The organism is Paraburkholderia aromaticivorans (assembly GCF_012689525.1).
GTDB classification, from domain to species: Bacteria; Pseudomonadota; Gammaproteobacteria; order Burkholderiales; family Burkholderiaceae; genus Paraburkholderia; species Paraburkholderia aromaticivorans_A.
Genome location: NZ_CP051515.1, coordinates 2364881 through 2381361, shown reverse-complemented (window position 1 = coordinate 2381361; position 16481 = coordinate 2364881). Strand labels below are relative to the sequence as shown.

The following is a 16481-nucleotide window of genomic DNA, read 5'->3' as shown; positions in this document are numbered from 1 at the left end:
CAAGGTGGATGCATTCGGTGTCCAGTAGGCATAAAATTCGCGAAGAGTCCTGACTGTTCAATACCAGGCATCGACCCATACCGCGAACCCGACCGTACCGGAAACCAACGATGGATATGTTGCAGGGCATCCGTGCCTTTGCTCAGGTTGCTTCCGCGGGCAGCTTTACGGCGGCGGCTCAACAGCTAGCGATCGGCACGCCTCAGGTTTCGCGCGCCATAGCGGACCTTGAAACGCATCTGAACACTCGCCTGTTAAATAGAACTACTCGGCAGGTGGCATTGACTGAAGCAGGGGAGCGATACCTTTTTCACTGTGAAGCGATTCTCACGCGTTTGGCAGAGGCGGAGGCGGAGGCCTTGGGATTGAGCTCCGAGCCGTCCGGGACGCTTAAGATCGGCGTGACCGCCAGCTTTGATCGGCACCATCTGCCTCATCTGATCTCAAGCTATCAGGAGCGGTATCCACAGGTTTCGGTGAGCGTAACGCTGGCGCAACAGGTAACGGAAATACCGCTCAGCCACTATGACGTGTTACTTCTTTGCTCCTCGGATCCACCTGAGCCGCGCATGGCCTCTGAATGTCTTGGTGCGACGTCGTCAATCCTGTGTGCGTCGTCGGACTATCTAGCGCGGTACGGAGTGCTGCAAACACTCACTGATCTCAAGCAACATCGATGCATACGTCTGGCTGACGACCCGTCATCCAATCAGTGGGTGTTCGACGGGCCAAATGGACATGAAGCATTTTCGGTTGGCAACACAGTTCTCCAATGCAATCTGAGCGACATACTCCATGATTCCATTCAGGCAGGTTTGGGCATTGGTCCTTTGCCGGTTTCGGTTGGGATGCCCGGATTGCGCACCGGGTCGTTGGTGCGTGTCCTGCCCGAGTACAGGATGACGGCACGCAATGCCTATGTGCTTTATTCCTCTGCCCCGCATCTCGATGCAAAAATCAGGGCGTGGGTCGAGTTTCTCAAGGAAGCATTGCCGCAACGTCTCGCTAGTGACCAGGCCGCATTGTCATGGCTTGTCACGACGTTGCCCGACGTTGGCACGATGCCGGGCAACGTCACGCAAAACCATGCTCTCTAGCACTCCTCCGGACCATGAAGGTGTCTCGACAAGGAAAGCGACAGAACGTTAGCCGTACTTCACGGCGAATCGGCTCTTGTCTGCAAACCGCTAAGATTAAATTAATCTTATTGGCCAACGGTGGGATCGCTGTGAAGCATATAACCCCGCTGCAAGCCACTCATCACGCACCATATGCGAGGGCCGCGTTAAAGGGACGTCACTCAAGAAAAAAAGACCAGTCACCGGCTTGCGCCTGTCACTGGTCTTTGACAGCGTCTTGCTTCAGCTATGCAACAAGCTCTGATTAGAACTTGTGACGAATACCAAGGCTGACGATTTCTTGCGTGCGCGAATCCCCCGTGAAGCCGTAGTCAGCCACCGATGCAACCGCGGTTTGTAGCTGCTGCGGTGGCGAACTGCGCGGATTCCGCTGCGTGCCGCTCGCGTGCTGCCAGGCCCCCACCAGGTAAAGGTCCGTGCGCTTCGACAGGTTGTAGTCCCCACCCAGTGAAACCTGGTTATAGGATGCGGACGTGTCGCCCGAGCCGTGTGTGTAGGTATAGCCGAGCCCCAGCAACGCAGCCGGTGTCACCTGGTAGCCAAAATAGCCGCCGGCCACGTTGTAGCGCTCGGTCGAAAAGAACGTCGACGCGCCGTCAGGCTTGTATTGCGCATTGCTGTAACGCGCGCTGGCCGTGAACGGGCCGGTGACGAATTGCACGGCAACCGAGGCGATGCCGATCGACTTTGCCGTTGCATATGCCCCGTTGACGATCGAATCGATCGTGCCGTCAGACGTGCTCGTGAAGGCGTTGTTCGGCCGTATTACGCTCGAACTGGCGTTGTTCATGCGGATGTAGCCTGCTGCCACGCTGAACGGACCCGTTCCGTAAGTTGCCGCACCCGACCACGTTTGCTGCGAACCCGTCTGGCCTGCCACGCCGCCGAACGCGTACATGCCTTCGAACTGGAAGCCCGACCACGTCGGCGAGGTGTACTTGACCGCGCTGTTCGTGCGCGAACTGTTGTCGTTGTTGTCGACGTCGCCCGGAGTCGTGAATGTGCTGCCGAAGTAGTTGTCAGCCGTTAGCGGCTGAACCAGGTCGACGACCGGGTCATATTGACGGCCAAGCGTCACGGTGCCGTACGCTTGATGCGCCAGGCCGACATACGCCTGACGGCCGAACATGCGGCCACCCTGGTTCAGTTGGCCGTTGTTGATGTCAAAGCCGTTTTCCAACTGGAAGATCGCCTTCAGGCCGCCGCCGAGATCTTCCGTACCCTTCAGGCCCCAGCGGTTGCCCTGCAGGTTGCCGCCAGCCATCTGGTACAGGTTCTTGCCCTCCGGATTGGCGTTGTGCACGTACTGAAACGCTTCATCGATGACGCCGTATAGGGTAACGCTGTTTTGTGCATGTACTGCGCCGGTTGCACTGAGCAGTGCAAGCGAGACGGTAGATAGAGCGATTCGTTTCATCGATTTCTCCACGCAGACGATTAGGGTGCTGTTGCGAAGCTGAGCGTAACCCCACACCTTGGGATACCGAAGCAAAAACAAAATGTCTGTCGCGAAATTCTGACACTTTTGCGTGCACGGTTTTCGCACGGGAATCAATTCGAAAGTGCCTGCCTATGCACGGAAACATCGGACAAAAGATCTGCGGCCGGTTTTATAGCAAATGCAAGTTGTGGACGCTGATCGACAAGAAACTTTGCCTTGTTGGATTACCGCAAACAGCGGCCCGGAAAAGCGTTCGCTACAGTCACACATCGTTGCTCATCAATCTCGCAAAATAACTTTTCGGTTGAGATCAAAGCCTGTTTATTTTCAAGCGGTTAGGGTCGATGAGAGAGCAGGCGCATCGGGCCTGGCATAACCCGTGCGTTTGTAGCCGCGGGCGCAACGACGACCGGTTTCGTGCTTTCGCCGCGGCGTCAGCAATATTGCTCACATTCCAGTGGAAATGCGTTGTTCGTTTGAGCCTCCTTGTCAGCGCGCGACAGGTCCTTTACCTCTTCCTGTCAACGTTGAATAGCGCGCTGAAAATGGACCTTAGGCGGGTGCATTTGAGTATTCAACTAATTTATTGGAGTGCTTATGAAGACGAAATTTATCGTCGCTTTGTTAGTCGCTTGCTCTGCCTCGTTGGCTGCTCCCGCGTTCGCGAGCGGTTATGGGCCTGCACCCTTCTATCGCCCCGACGTCGGCGAGTCAGCTGCGCAACGCAGTCAAAGCGCTCAGACGTTGGCCGCGGAAGGTAGCCCGGGAAGCATGGTTGATGGAAACGGTAGTGGCGTCGGCGGTAACGAATCCGTCAGATCGCAGTCTGGCGCGCGTGCCCCGGCGGATAGCGTCGGCGTGATGTATCGCGGCAATTGATAACCCCGGTCGCGGGGCGCGCGTCGGCCAAGGCTCTGCGACCGAACCTTTGCTTCCAAGCCAATAGGAGCGCAGGCCTCGACGTCAGAAGAAAACATTCGACAAACGCCCTCGGATTGGCGACGACCGTCATGCTCGTTGCCGCGGGCTATTTCAGTTTGCACTCCCGCCTGGCAAAACCATCCCGTGTATGCGCGAAAGCGTCTGTTGCCATGTATTGCTGTTCTGTGCGGCCTGTCGGTTTCGAAGCACGAGTCGGCGCGAGTAAAATAATCCGACTGTAATGCCAACCCGTTAAAAAACATGAACCTCGGCCGGATCGACCTTAATCTCTTGCGAGTATTCGACGCAGTGTTCGAGGACCGCAATCTGGTCCTTGCCGGAAAGCGGTTGAATCTTAGCCAGTCCGCCGTGAGTCACGCGCTGGGGCGGTTGCGGGACGCACTGGAGGATGACCTGTTCGTCCGGACCTCGAAAGGGATGGAGCCAACCGCGCGTGCGGTCGCGATGGCAGCCCCGCTGCGCAACGCACTGCACCAGATTCAGGTGGCGCTGGGCGACGAGCCGTTCCGGCCTGACGTTGCTGAACGCGAGTTTGTCGTCGCGGCGAACGACTACATCACGATGCTTCTTCTCGGCCGTCTCAGTCAGAGACTTGCCGCCGAAGCGCCAATGGTGAACCTTGTCATACGGCCTTCCACGCGGTTGGATCTCGCCGGCCAGATCGACATCGGCCGGATCGACATCGCCATCGGAATTTTTGCGGAAGTGCCCCCGCGCTTTCAGTCGATGATGGTGTGGCAGCAGAGAGATGTGCTGGTGACGCGTCAGGATCATCCCATTGGCGACCGGGCCGTTACTCATGACGACCTGTTGAGCTATCCACTTGTCGCCGTCTCGCTCGGTGGCGCGGAAGAGGGGGCGGTTGGCGGTTTTATCGTTGAACGGGGCTTGGCGCGGCAGTCGGAAATGTTTGACCGGCAGGCGCTGGAGGATGCCTTTCCAGAGGGACTCGCGCGTCCGCGGCTGCGGGTCGCTGTGGCTCATTCGCTGGCGATCCCTGCCTTGCTGCGTCACAGCGAGATGTTCGCCATCGTACCCTCCCCATTGGGACGCGAGTTCGAGCGCTACGGCGAGCTGAAAACGCGCGCGACGCCGTACCCGCCGCCGGAGTCCGCGGTCAGGGCGGTGTGGCATGCGCGAAACGCCCACGACCCGGCGTTACAGTGGCTGCGGGCTCAGATACTCGACATCGGCCGGCAGGTTCGAAGCTAGTCAGTCCCGTTTCCTTCAAGATCATCTTGCAGGTTTTTCACCGCGCTTGATGTTCTGGCTATGCCATCATGGGGACACTATGCAGATAGATATCCCTAAGGCCGTGGAGACCGGTCATCAAATGCATTCGGACGCTCAAGTCGTCGATTCGGTTATCCGGTCACGGAAAGCCGTTCGCGTTTTTCGTCCCGATGCCGTCCCACAGAAAGACATCATTGAGATTCTTGATGTCGCTCGCGCAGCGCCAAGCAACTCGAACATGCAACCGTGGCGGGTTCACGTGCTGCGCGGACGAAGTAAGGAGTCGTTGAGCGAGGCCCTTGTGCGCGCCCATGTCGCGGATTTGCATCCGCCGCTTCAGCATGTTCCAGACCCGATGCCGGAAGCTTATCGCCCGATGCAGGAGGAGTTCGGTGCGCGATACTACGGTGCCCTTGGTATCGACAAGGCGGACGTTGCCGGCCGAGCCGGCGCGACAGGCCGGAACTTTGGATTTTTTGGGGCACCTGTCGGCCTGATCTTCACTATCGACGCGAGACTAAAAAAGCACAGTTGGCTCGACTATGGTCTCTTTCTGCAGACGGTCATGCTCGCAGCGCGCGCACGGGGCCTCGATACGTGCCCGCAAGTGTCGTTCGCGCGTTATCAGACGATCATTGCGGAACATCTCTCACTCGAGCCGGGCGTCGACGTGGTGTGCGGAATGTCGCTGGGTTACGCAGACCCGGATTCAGTGGTCAACAGACTCGCTATTCCGCGTGAGGCGGTCGAAAAATTTGCAACGTTTGTCGGCTTCGACGAAGAGGCATAGCGCCGAAGGCGATTGTTTCCCGATCGATTAATCAGTCGTTCTCCTTTCAGAATCCGCGCACGCCGCAGTTGCGGTGCGCGCATCTATTTTTCAAAATATGACAGTAAAGATCCTTGCCTTCTGCGGGAGTTCCCGCCGTGAGTCCCTTAATCGAAAACTGCTGGAAATAGCTGCATCTGCTGCACAAGCGGATGGCGCAGAAGTCACGTTTATCGCACTCGCCGACTTTCCCTTGCCGATCTATGACGTTGATATCGAAAGTACGCATGGTGTTCCTGAGCGGGTGCGAGCACTGCAGGAATTGTTCGCCAAACATGATGCGCTGTTAGTCGCTTCGCCTGAGCATAACGGCGGCTACACCGCTGTGCTCAAGAATATGCTGGACTGGGTCAGCAGGCCGACCGCGACGGGAAGCTCCGGCCTCACGCTGTTCACGGGTAAGGTGGCCGCGGTTGTTTCAGCATCACCGGGGCCGATGGGCGGTATTCGAGCGATGCTCGGAATGCGTGGTGTTCTTGAGAAGCTGGGCGCGATCCTGATTCCTCAAGGGTTCTCGCTGGGTTCTGCGCATCAGGCATTTGGCGAAAATGGCGGGCTCGTCGATGAGAAGGCAGACGCCGAGGTGCGACGTGTCGGTCTTGGTCTCGTCGGCGTGACAAAGCAACTGACCACCCACTGATTGTCGGTGCGCGGGCGCGACTCAACGCGCCCGGTGTGATGCCGGTCTGGCGCTCCAGCTTCCGGATTGAAGCGGAACCGGTATCGGCGCGGCGCAAGCAAGCGCAGGACACGCCGTTACCGACGAGTCCTGCGCATCATCAATTTGCGTCAGGCGCCTTGACGTTGTACGCAATGCGCCCTGCAGGCAGAAAAAACAAAGCGATAATTGCACCGCCCTTTGCTTCCGGGTAATGATGACTGCCCGGCGCCGGTGCGGTCCAGCCGCCATAACACCAACCGTTCGGGCCGGCGAGGGCCGCACCTTCGTTTAGCGACACCACCATGTTGAATTCGCCGTAGGGATGCGCGTGGTAATCACCCCGGAAGCTTCCCTCCGGATTGTTCTGGTCATTGCCGGTGCTGTCCATATAAACAGCCGTAATGCTGAATCCAAAGGTCTCTTCCGACGGTTCGACAAGACGTGCGCGCCGATACTTGCGTCCGGATATTTCAATGTTCGCCGCCCAGCCTTCTTTCACTACGCCAATCGTGATCAGGCGTTGGAGATCTTTATAGAACTCGCTCGACGTGCCGTATTTTTCGTTGAGCCACTGTTCGACTTCGTTACCCGTAGTCAGGTCCTTGACCTCCTCAAGAAAGGGCAGGCATCTCGCTATCAGTTCATCTCTACTGCTTGGGTTATTGGCTTGTGACAAATTGCTCCTCACTGGTCTGAATGGCTGCGTGTGCAGTCCGGATCGACGACGCCGCGTCGAAGATGGTGAACTTGCCCGTCGACGTATAGCGACTGGGCGCTCACCGCTGCAGTCACGATGCCACATCGCCGCTCGAGGATGAAGGGGAGAGTTTTCAATACCACATTGAATGATGTTCAAGTGCCGCACACCGAATAGGAATCGGTCGAGGCGCCGTGTGGAGGCTACGAGTTGCTGCGTTCAATAGGCATATGAACACAATTCATTTCGATATTCGAGGCGTCCGGTGGTTCTCTCTGTAGGACGTCATCGCATGAAAATCACCGCTGATCATGTCGTGCAAAGAAAAGTACATGCGTCTGTTCGCTGACAGGAGAATTTAAATTTTCCAGATGTCCGGCAGATGTTGGTTGGATTTTCGTCGCTCCGCGTTTCACCGTGTTGTTGCTTTCTATTTGCAAACATAAGCTCCGGACCAATGATCCGTAACACATAAAGTACTTTGGATAACGAAGCGACTAACTAATCATTGGGAGGAGTATGAAGCGTGGAAGGTTTGCAGCGTTCGGTCTCGGGATGTTGAGTGCATCGGCTTTCGCACAAAGCAGCGTCACGCTGTACGGTTTGATCGATACCGGCATCGAGTATGTATCTCATGCGAATTCCGCTGGCGACCACGTCGTTCGGATGCCGGCCATCAGCGGGGAATTGCCGTCCCGGTGGGGGATCCGCGGAACCGAGGACCTCGGGGGCGGCTGGAAGGCCATCTTTACGCTCGAGAATGGCTTCAATACGAGAGCCGGAGACATTGGACAAGGAGGACGTCTTTTCGGCCGCCAGGCGTGGGTCGGCCTCGATGGGCCGTGGGGGGCGCTAACCTTTGGACGCCAATACAACATGGTGTATTGGGCTTTGTCTGATGCGGACATGCTGGGCCCCGATGTCCACGGGATTGGCGCGCTGGACAATTATCTGCCCAATGCGCGGAGCGATAACAGCATCGTCTACAAGGGCACCTATAAAGGAGTGACAGTCGGCGCCTCGTATTCGTTCGGACGCGACTCGGCTGGCACCGGCAATTCGCCCGGGCAGGGCACATGCGCTGGTCAGATTCCAGGTCAGTTCAACCCATGTCACGAGTGGAGTGCGATGCTCAAGTACGACGGAGCAAGCTTTGGCGTTGCAACTGCGTACGACGAACAGCGAGGCGGTGCAAACGCCGCAGCGAATTTCTTTGACGGCATCGGGACGTTTCCCACTACGTCGGGCGCAGACAAGGACACGCGTATCGAGGCGAACGGTTACGTGAAATTTGCCGGGTTAAAGGTCGGAGCGGGGTGGCTCGGAAGACACGTCGAGACGAACTCCATGGCGGCGCCCGACGTACGGTCGAATCTCTACTTCGTAGGCGCCGAGTATTTCGTGACACCGAGCTTTGTGATCGATGGCGAAGGCTTTCGGATCGTGGTCCGGGAGCAGGATGCACGGGCAACGATGACATCGCTTCGCGCCACTTACTTCTTGTCGAAAGCCACGGCTGTCTATATAGGCGGTACGTATTTGTGGAACAGCGCCAAGGCGCACTTTTCTGCGAGCGTGGGCGGCGGGGGCACGACACCGGCGGCGGGTGTGGGTCAGTTCGGTGCGATGGCAGGAATTCGGCACCTGTTCTGACTGGGCACGTGGACGAAGCGCGAGTTGCCTGATCGAAGCGACGGGCATCGTGCTCCGTGAATCCGCGGGGCAATCATTAATCAAGGCAGGCGGACGGTGTTCTGGCGAACGCTTCGCCTGCTTGATCACGGAGTTTGTATGAGCACACAGGATATCGGCCAGCAGAATGTACTCAACGTCGAGCAGTTCATCGACGAACGTAGATTTTCACCCTATCAGTGGCTGATTTTGTTTTTCTGCTTTCTGATCGTCGCACTGGACGGATTCGATACCAGCGCAATCGGTTTCGTTGCGCCGGCGATCGCGAAAGAGTGGGGGGTGACAAAAATCGCGCTTGGCCCCGTACTGAGTGCGGCGCTCGTGGGTCTCGCATTCGGTGCGCTGCTTGCCGGACCTGTTGCCGACAGGATCGGGCGTCGCAAGGTCTTGATCGGATCAGTCTGCTTTTTCGGCGTGTGGACGATCGCCTGCGTGTTCGCTTCGGGTGTCTGGCAACTGTCGGTCTTTCGCTTTTTGACCGGAATCGGGCTTGGCGCAGCACTTCCCAACGCGACGACGTTGTTGTCGGAATATGTGCCGGCGAGATCTCGATCCTTGCTGCTGAACGTCATGTTCTGCGGATTCACTTTAGGCGCTTCGGCCGGTGGTGTGGTGTCGGCTGCATTGATACCTGACTTCGGATGGCGCGCGATCTTCGTCGCGGGCGGCATTGCCCCTGTCCTGCTTGCATGTGCTCTTGTTGCGCTGCCGGAGTCAGTACGATTCATGGTGATCAAGGGCTGGCCGGATGAGCAGATTCGTCGAGTACTTCGAAGAATTGCCAATGGTGAACCAGTGACTGTTTCAAAGTTCTCTGTCTCTGACCGGGTGAGCGAGAAGGAAAAAGCGCCGCTTACTCTAATCCTTTCTGCGCGTTACAGGTTCGGCACGTTGATGCTATGGGTAGCGTACTTCATGGGCCTGCTTGTCTATTACATGCTGACAAGCTGGATGCCGACGATGATCCATGAAGCGGGGTTCACATTGCGTCAGGCGTCGCTAGTGTCGGCACTGTTTCCGGCGGGTGGCGTAATCGGCGCATTGGGTTGTGGCTGGTTGATGGACCGCTTTAATCCTTGGCGAGTGGTCGCGCTCGCATTTCTGTTGCTGGCTGGTGCTGTCTGCGCAATGGGACAAGGCACTGACAATGTTCTGTCGCTTGGGATCGCGACTTTCGTGGCGGGTGTCTGCATGACGGGCGCACAAATGTCGATGCTGGCCCTCGCGGCGCTGTTCTATCCCACGCACGGACGCGCGTCCGGCGTTGCGTGGATGCTGGGCATCGGGCGCTTGGGAGGCATTCTCGGCGCGCTCGGTGGCGGAGCGCTTTCGGCTGCCGGCTACAGCATGATCGCCATTTTGACCTCGATGGCCGCGCCCGCCTGTGTCGCGGCGATGGCATTGCTTGTCGCGGTGTCGGTCAAGAAGAAGCAGGGAAGCTTGCAGGCGGTGATTGTCGATCCGAGTCCGTGAGGTGCGGCGATGGACAGCAGCCGAGTCCATCGCGGCCGTGTGCCGGCATGCGCGAAGCCGCCTCCCTTTGTCTATATATGCTGAACTGGGACTAGCCCTGTTCCACCATGCCAAGCTCGCAGTTGACGAGTTGATTGTCGTACAGGCTGCGCTCCCGAACCGCATGTGCCGACCTGTCGGTGATGGAGAAGACGAAAATGCCGGCGAATGCAACGATCATCGAGAAGAGCGCGGGGTATTCATACGGGTAGATGGCATGGGCATGTCCAAGCACCTGGACCCAGACAGTCGGACTGAGGATGGTTAGCGCGACAGCTGTTACGAGCCCTAGCGAGCCGCCGAGCACTGCACCGCGCGTTGTCAATCCTCGCCAATAGATGGACAGCAGGAGCACGGGGAAATTGGAACTGGCGGCGATCGAGAAGGTAAGGCTCACGATGAACGCAATATTCTGCTTTTCAAACGCGATTCCGAGCAGAATGGCCAGTACGCCAAGCACGAGCGTCGTCATTCTTGAAACACGCATTTCTTCGTGATCCGAAGCTTTGCCTTTACGAATCACATTCGCGTACAGGTCATGCGAGATGGCCGACGAGCCGGCCAGCGTCAGCCCTGCGACAACAGCCAGAATGGTCGAGAAAGCCACCGCGCAGATGAAGCCGAGAAATATATTGCCGCCTACCGCGTGGGCGAGATGGATCGCGACCATATTCGCGCCGCCAATCACGGCGCCCGACGACGTGTGATACCTCGGATCGGTCGCGACCAACGCAATCGTGCCGAAGCCGATGATGATGATCAGGGCATAGCCGATACCCACAATGCCGGTCGCGTAAAGAATGCTTTTGCGGGCAGCCTTGACGTTGCCCACCGTGAAGAATCTCATCAGGATGTGGGGCAAACCCGCCGTGCCGAAGATCAACGCGAGGCCCAGCGACACCGCGGAAACCGGATCCGACACGAGACCGCCCGGGCTCATGATCGCCACATGCTTGGGATGCGCGAGAATCGCTTGCGAAAAGAGCGCATTGAGGCTGAACCCGAAGCGGTCAAGGACCATAAACGCCATGAATGCGGCGCCGGCGAGAAGAAAGACCGCCTTGATGATCTGGATCCACGTGGTGGCCAACATACCGCCGAAGAACACGTACACGACCATCAACACCCCGACGATCACCACGGCAATCGTGTAGTTGAAACCAAACAGCAACTCGACGAGCTTGCCGGCCCCCACCATCTGCGAAACCAGGTAGAGCAGAACGATCACGATCGAACTCGACGCCGCAAATGCGCGTATTGGGCCTTGCTGCAAGCGATACGATACGACGTCCGCCAGGGTATAGCGTCCGAGGTTGCGCAGCGGCTCGGCAATCAGAAAAAGGATGATCGGCCAACTGGCGAGAAAGCCGATCGAGTAAATCAGACCGTCGTAGCCGCTCGTAAAGACGAGGGCCGAAATGCCGAGCAATGACGCTGCGGACATATAGTCACCGGCAATGGCCCAACCGTTCTGGAAGGCCGTGATCTTGCCGCCCGCGGCGTAGTGGTCGGAAACGCTGTGGTTCTTGCGGGCCGCCCAGCGGGTAATCAGAAGCGTAGACGCGACAAACACGAGGAACATGCCGATCGCAATGGGATTGTGTCCCTGTGCGACGCCCGACGAACCCGCGGCCCAGGCGGGAAGGGTTGTGAGCAACAGGCTTGCTAAAGCAGTCAGGCGTTTCATGGTCGGACTCCATTCCTGATCTCGCTAATGGCGCGATCGTAAGACGAGTTTGCCCGTGCGACGTACACGGCTACGAGGACGAAAGTAAAAACGAACATGCCGAAACCGATGGGGATACCCCAAGTCGTCGAGTCACCTTGGGCGACCGGGTGGCCGAGCAGCGTTGGTGAGAAGGCGAGCGTCAGGATGAACGCGAAGTAGACGGTCAGCATGAGAAGCGTAAGCGTCCAGGAGAACGTCCGGCGTGCACGCACCAGCGCTTTGAAGCGTGGATCGTTCAGCAAGGGATTGGCCGTGACGGCCCGATCCGCAGTGCCATGCCGCTCGGCGGCCGGGTAAGTTGGAACGGTGTGCTGCATGATGTCTCCTTTTTCGAATCGCCCTTTGTCTGTCTGAGCGAATGAGCCGGCGCGAGGGCCGGGCTGTTCTGTGCAAAGAAATCAGAAGCGCGCGGGTACAGCTGTTTCACGCATGACGGCCTCTGGGGTGCGATAGCGCTCTGCCATCAAACGATCCGTGTCGTTCTTCAGCTGTGCCTGCATGTACGCACCGAGGTGGCGCGCATGCTGGACGATGGCTGCGCCCACCGGGGTGCGCACGCGGCTGTATTCGGCCAGTGCGCCGGGAACGTCGGCGCTGGCGGTGAGGGCTGCAACCAGCGCCATGGCGTCGCTCGCCGCCTTGGTGACACCCATGCCGCAGTGCGGGCGAGCAACGAATGCCGCGTCGCCAAGCAATGCGACTCTGCCGAACGCCATCTGCGGCACCTCGAGGTCGAAGATGGGTTGGAAGAGCGGTTGCGTCGCGCGTGCCACGACCTCGGCAAACTGCGGTGCGAGCAGCGTAACAGCGGCTTCTTCCATATCCGAGAGGACATCCGGGCGGATCAGCGTTGGGGGAATCCCACCTGTCCAGCGTTTTCCGGTCGCGTCGGTCAGCAGGTTCGGCAGGTCGACGTCCTCGCTGGTGGCCCGGTACCAGACAAAGTTATAGCGGCGTTCGCCGGGCACCGTGCTGTTTCCTTGACCGGCCACGGGATAGCCGAGAATCTGCTCGCGCGGCGGCAGACAGAACGCGAACTTCTCGAACAGCGCGTCGCGGGTCTGTTGCGACAGGTTCATCTCGTCGACGAGTCCGCGCCACGCCACGTAGCCTGCGTATTCCAACTTGACGTCGGGCAGAAACTGGTCCCGGATAGCGGATTTGAATCCATCGGCAGCGATGACGATATCGGCCCGATGAACCGTTCCGTCGCCGAGCGTCACCGTCGCATGATCGGGGCCGTTTTCGACGGCCACGACGGTGCCCCCTGAATGGTAGTGAACGTCAGGAAGGGCAGAGCGCAGGACGTGATACATCTTGCCCCACGCGGTGAGTGTCTGGGGCATTGCCCGTTCCGAGAGCACGGCACCCTGCTGGTCGAACGTCACCCGCGCTTGCACCTTGACGCCGATCGAGTCGTCGATCTGGACGCCGGCTGCGCTCAGGGCCTCAAACAGTTCAGGATGAGTCACGATCCCGGCTCCGCGACTCGCGAGCTCCTCGGGAATGCGCTCGAATACGTCGACGTCCCAACCGTTGCGCGTCAGAAGGTTCGCGGCGAAGAGTCCGCCTAGAGAGCCGCCGACCACTATTGCTTTAGGTTTGCTTGCAGCGTTCATCATGTTCAATCTCCTGTGTTTGCTGCTTCTTTGGCGGCGGCCGGATGCGGGATCTCGAGATGCGCTACTTCCGCGGCGGGAAAGTTCAGCTCGATCGTGACGCCCGAGGGGTCTTCGATGAAAATCTGATGAAGTCCGAGGCTTGGCACGGTGCGATCGCGCCACGCGACGTTTTCCGCTTCCAGTGTTTTCCACATGTCTTCGACACCGGTCGCAAGGAAGGCGATGTGATCGACGGTACCGGTGCCGGTGGCCGGGAGTTCCTTGTTGCCCAGGTACGCCGTCAATCCTTCCGGGTTGCCCGGATCGACGCCGATGATATGAACCGTGCCGAACTCGGCTTCGTCTCCGCCCTTGTAGAGCCAAAGGCCCGGAAAATCGAAGGGTGGCCGGTACCCCTGTCTGAAGCCGAGAACCCGTTCATAGAACAGGCGCGATTGTTCGAGGTCGGTTGTACGGATCGAGTAATGGGCTAGCTTGGTGATTGCCATGAGGCTCTCCTGCAATTTATCGATCGATTAGTGATCGGTTGATAAATTGTAGGTCACCGTGTCTTTGGGAGAAAGCGGTGATGCGCCGGTGTTTACCCTGGCGTTTTGCAGGGTGGTGGCAGTTCAGGCGTAATCGAAAGTTAGATGTGAAGAAATTGAGCCGCATCGGTCAGACAGGCCGTTGCGGTCTCCATGCGGATTGCCATGGCGGCGGAACTCGCCATCGTCGCGGCATCGGCAGTTGCCGGCGCCGGTCCGTCACCTGAGATGGAAATGGGCGGCGCCTCTCTGGGGGATGTCATCGCGCCGCTTCACGCCACGCAAGCGGTGACGACGGAAGCGACAGAAAAAGCTACGAGGCTGAGCGGACTCGAGTGGCGCCAGCGGGCGTCATCTTCTTCAGTACGGCAGGCGTACCGTTCAAAAAGACGTCAACCATGCGCTCGACGTGCGCGTCGAGATCCTTGGGCACGGGCAGGCCGTACACCCACTTGCGCATGCCGATATAAAAGATGCCCGCATGCAGGCTCCAGATCAGTTCGAGTTCGGCTTCCTGCGCGGCGCGCGTGCGTGGTGCCGGAATGCCATAGGCGGCGCGCAACTCCCGCATCACCGGTCCGAACACGCGTTCACGCAGCTTGTCGAGATAGCGGGTGTTAATACCCTCCCGAGTCAGCCCGGCGAAAATGAAGGTGCGGATCCATTCGCGCTGCAGGATTACCTGTGAATACGCTTTGTAGAGCGTGCACAAGCGCTCCTGAAGAGGAATGGAACGGTCGGCGATCAGGCTCTCCCATTGCGGATCCCAACGGTAGATCTCGTTGTAGACGCGGTCGATCAGCGCTTCCTTGCTAGGGAAATAACGATAGAGCAGGGGCTGTGTCACGCCGATCTGCTTGGCCAGTTCGCGAGTACTGCCGGAAAAGCCGTGGGTGGCGAAATGCTCGATCGCTTTTTCAACGATCTGCAGTTCGCGCTCTTCCGGCAGCATGCGCCGTGTGGCGGTTACCGGCGCCTCCGCCAGGTCTCGCGAAGCATGGGCGAGTCCCTCTTCGGCTTGCCCTTTGGGGTGGTTGATTGGGCGCTTCGGCTTTGGCATCCTCTTCCCTCGTTCCCTTATCGGATGATCACTGGAAAGGGAAATATAGCAGGTTCGAAGATGCGATCTCAAACCGATGGGCGCGGCATACGGGCCAGTTAGACCGGCCGGGTATCGTTACTCGTTTCGCCCACCGTGGCCTGGTGCGAAGGCTCCCGCTCAACTCATGGCAGGGTAGTCTATATAGCCGGCCGCATCGCCACCGAAGAAGCTGCTGCTGTCGGTGGCATTCAGCGGGTGGCCGTTGCGCAGACGGGCCGGCAGATCCGGATTCGCGATAAAGGGGCGTCCAAACGCGACAATATCAGCCCGCCCGCTCGCGATCGCTTTTTCCGCGGTCTCACGGTCATAGCCGCCGGCGATCATCAACACGCCCTTGTATTCATCTCGCAGCAGTTTCATGATGGCGTCCCAACGCGGGTCGAAGTTCTCGTCCTTCACGGTGCCCACCATTGCCGGCTCGACCAGATGCAAATAGGCGAGGCCATAGTCATTGAGCTTTCGCACGATGTAGCCGAATGTCGCCTCAGGCGTTTCGTCACTCATACCCATGAACCGTCCCATCGGGGTCAGGCGAACAGCGACGTTTTGCGGACCCACTTCATCGCTGACAGCAGCGACGACTTCAAGCAGCAGCCGCGCGCGATTTTCGATGCCGCCGCCGTAGCTGTCCTGCCGATGGTTGCTGCTGCTGTTGATGAATTGGTCCAGCAAATAGCCGTTGCCCGCATGAATTTCGACGCCGTCCATGCCGGCTGCGATCGCATTGCTTGCTGCGCGCCGATAGTCGGCGACGATGTCCCGAATGCCTTCGACGGTCAGCGCCTGCGGAACCGGTACGTCGCCCCATACGCCGTTGCCGGCTTCATCGAGAATGAACGTCTTTCCGGGCACCGGCATGGCGGTCGGTGCAACGGGCAGGCCGCCATTGGGCTGGAACACGGGATGCGATACACGGCCGACGTGCCACAACTGAAGAAACATGTGACCGCCTTCTTCGTGCACAGCCTTGCTGACGGCACGCCAGCCTTCAATCTGTTCTTCCGTGTGGATGCCCGGCGTCCACGCATAACCCTGGCCTTGCTGTGAAATCTGCGTCGCTTCACTCACGATCAGCGCCGCGCTGGCGCGTTGCCGATAGTATTCGACGTTCAGGGCGGTCGGCACATTGCCCGACCGGCCCGCACGCGAGCGCGTAAGGGGCGCCATCGCGACGCGGTGGCCGAGGGAGAGCCGGCCGAGTTTGATCGGATTGAAGAGGTGCTTCGTCATGGTGTATCTCCGTCGAGGATGTGAAGTGCGCCGTGCAGACCCGCGGTTTGCATGTCGAGGCTCCGCTTATCGCCGCGCGACTACAGGTCGTGGTTGACCGTCATGCGCCGGCGCTACAGGTCTGC

At 58.7% G+C, this 16481-nt stretch carries 15 protein-coding genes; 7 read left to right on the top strand and 8 right to left on the bottom strand.

What is annotated here, in order from left to right; all coding sequences use genetic code 11:
- Window positions 1-110 precede the first annotated feature (110 nt).
- Window positions 111-1097 carry a LysR family transcriptional regulator gene (locus HF916_RS22495; RefSeq protein WP_168791003.1) on the top strand — a complete coding sequence of 329 codons (987 nt, stop codon included), beginning with the start codon at window positions 111-113 and terminating at the stop codon, window positions 1095-1097.
- A 286-nt stretch (window positions 1098-1383) separates the two neighbouring features.
- On the opposite strand, the gene HF916_RS22490 is transcribed toward HF916_RS22495, so the two are convergent.
- Entirely contained in the window at window positions 1384-2556 is a 1173-nt protein-coding gene (locus tag HF916_RS22490) for a porin (RefSeq protein WP_168791002.1), read from the bottom strand.
- 621 nt (window positions 2557-3177) lie between these two features.
- On the opposite strand from HF916_RS22490, the gene HF916_RS51010 reads away from it, so the two are divergent.
- The 4 genes from HF916_RS51010 (at window position 3178) to HF916_RS22470 (ending at window position 6224) form a co-directional block, all read left to right on the top strand.
- On the top strand, window positions 3178-3459 hold the full coding sequence (locus HF916_RS51010) for a hypothetical protein (RefSeq protein WP_168791001.1): 282 nt from the start codon (window positions 3178-3180) through the stop codon (window positions 3457-3459).
- A gap of 303 nt (window positions 3460-3762) precedes the next feature.
- Window positions 3763-4734: a LysR family transcriptional regulator gene (locus HF916_RS22480; RefSeq protein WP_168791000.1), complete on the top strand. Its 972-nt coding sequence runs from the start codon at window positions 3763-3765 to the stop codon at window positions 4732-4734.
- Window positions 4735-4855: 121 nt separating this feature from the next.
- Window positions 4856-5545, top strand: a complete 690-nt coding sequence (locus tag HF916_RS22475; protein WP_168792115.1) for a nitroreductase — start codon at window positions 4856-4858, stop codon at window positions 5543-5545.
- 73 nt (window positions 5546-5618) lie between these two features.
- Complete coding sequence (locus tag HF916_RS22470; RefSeq protein WP_240975470.1) at window positions 5619-6224, top strand: NADPH-dependent FMN reductase; 606 nt, start codon at window positions 5619-5621, stop codon at window positions 6222-6224.
- 139 nt (window positions 6225-6363) lie between these two features.
- Here HF916_RS22470 and HF916_RS22465 read toward each other — a convergent pair whose 3' ends face one another.
- Window positions 6364-6921, bottom strand: a complete 558-nt coding sequence (locus tag HF916_RS22465) for a DUF4863 family protein (protein ID WP_168790999.1) — start codon at window positions 6919-6921, stop codon at window positions 6364-6366.
- A 540-nt stretch (window positions 6922-7461) separates the two neighbouring features.
- On the opposite strand from HF916_RS22465, the gene HF916_RS22460 reads away from it, so the two are divergent.
- Window positions 7462-8595, top strand: a complete 1134-nt coding sequence (locus HF916_RS22460; protein WP_168790998.1) for a porin — start codon at window positions 7462-7464, stop codon at window positions 8593-8595.
- A 138-nt stretch (window positions 8596-8733) separates the two neighbouring features.
- Window positions 8734-10107 (top strand): MFS transporter, encoded by a 1374-nt coding sequence (locus HF916_RS22455; RefSeq protein WP_168792113.1) that lies wholly within the window; start codon window positions 8734-8736, stop codon window positions 10105-10107.
- Between the two features lie 91 nt (window positions 10108-10198).
- Here HF916_RS22455 and HF916_RS22450 read toward each other — a convergent pair whose 3' ends face one another.
- The 6 genes from HF916_RS22450 to HF916_RS22425 all read right to left on the bottom strand — a co-directional run bounded on the left by HF916_RS22450 (window position 10199) and on the right by HF916_RS22425 (window position 16356).
- Window positions 10199-11833 (bottom strand): cation acetate symporter, encoded by a 1635-nt coding sequence (locus HF916_RS22450; protein WP_168790997.1) that lies wholly within the window; start codon window positions 11831-11833, stop codon window positions 10199-10201.
- Complete coding sequence (locus HF916_RS22445; protein WP_168790996.1) at window positions 11830-12192, bottom strand: DUF485 domain-containing protein; 363 nt, start codon at window positions 12190-12192, stop codon at window positions 11830-11832. The genes HF916_RS22450 and HF916_RS22445 overlap by 4 nt, the downstream gene beginning before the upstream one ends.
- Before the next feature lie 81 nt (window positions 12193-12273).
- Window positions 12274-13497, bottom strand: a complete 1224-nt coding sequence (locus HF916_RS22440) for an FAD binding domain-containing protein (RefSeq protein ID WP_168790995.1) — start codon at window positions 13495-13497, stop codon at window positions 12274-12276.
- Between the two features lie 2 nt (window positions 13498-13499).
- Window positions 13500-13985: a VOC family protein gene (locus HF916_RS22435; RefSeq protein ID WP_168790994.1), complete on the bottom strand. Its 486-nt coding sequence runs from the start codon at window positions 13983-13985 to the stop codon at window positions 13500-13502.
- 352 nt (window positions 13986-14337) lie between these two features.
- A complete protein-coding gene (locus HF916_RS22430) occupies window positions 14338-14976 on the bottom strand; it encodes a TetR/AcrR family transcriptional regulator (protein WP_240975468.1) in 639 nt (212 codons plus the stop codon).
- Window positions 14977-15243: 267 nt separating this feature from the next.
- Window positions 15244-16356, bottom strand: a complete 1113-nt coding sequence (locus HF916_RS22425; RefSeq protein ID WP_168790992.1) for an alkene reductase — start codon at window positions 16354-16356, stop codon at window positions 15244-15246.
- Between the last annotated feature and the right edge of the window lie 125 nt (window positions 16357-16481).

Coding starts and splice junctions, on each gene's coding strand:
- HF916_RS22495 (WP_168791003.1), top strand. CDS start 111: ATGGATATGTTGCAGGGCATCCGTGCCTTTGCTCAGGTTGCTTCCGCG.
- HF916_RS22490 (WP_168791002.1), bottom strand. CDS start 2,556: ATGAAACGAATCGCTCTATCTACCGTCTCGCTTGCACTGCTCAGTGCA.
- HF916_RS51010 (WP_168791001.1), top strand. CDS start 3,178: ATGAAGACGAAATTTATCGTCGCTTTGTTAGTCGCTTGCTCTGCCTCG.
- HF916_RS22480 (WP_168791000.1), top strand. CDS start 3,763: ATGAACCTCGGCCGGATCGACCTTAATCTCTTGCGAGTATTCGACGCA.
- HF916_RS22475 (WP_168792115.1), top strand. CDS start 4,856: ATGCATTCGGACGCTCAAGTCGTCGATTCGGTTATCCGGTCACGGAAA.
- HF916_RS22460 (WP_168790998.1), top strand. CDS start 7,462: ATGAAGCGTGGAAGGTTTGCAGCGTTCGGTCTCGGGATGTTGAGTGCA.
- HF916_RS22455 (WP_168792113.1), top strand. CDS start 8,734: ATGAGCACACAGGATATCGGCCAGCAGAATGTACTCAACGTCGAGCAG.
- HF916_RS22450 (WP_168790997.1), bottom strand. CDS start 11,833: ATGAAACGCCTGACTGCTTTAGCAAGCCTGTTGCTCACAACCCTTCCC.
- HF916_RS22445 (WP_168790996.1), bottom strand. CDS start 12,192: ATGCAGCACACCGTTCCAACTTACCCGGCCGCCGAGCGGCATGGCACT.
- HF916_RS22440 (WP_168790995.1), bottom strand. CDS start 13,497: ATGATGAACGCTGCAAGCAAACCTAAAGCAATAGTGGTCGGCGGCTCT.
- HF916_RS22435 (WP_168790994.1), bottom strand. CDS start 13,985: ATGGCAATCACCAAGCTAGCCCATTACTCGATCCGTACAACCGACCTC.
- HF916_RS22430 (WP_240975468.1), bottom strand. CDS start 14,976: ATGCTGCCGGAAGAGCGCGAACTGCAGATCGTTGAAAAAGCGATCGAG.
- HF916_RS22425 (WP_168790992.1), bottom strand. CDS start 16,356: ATGACGAAGCACCTCTTCAATCCGATCAAACTCGGCCGGCTCTCCCTC.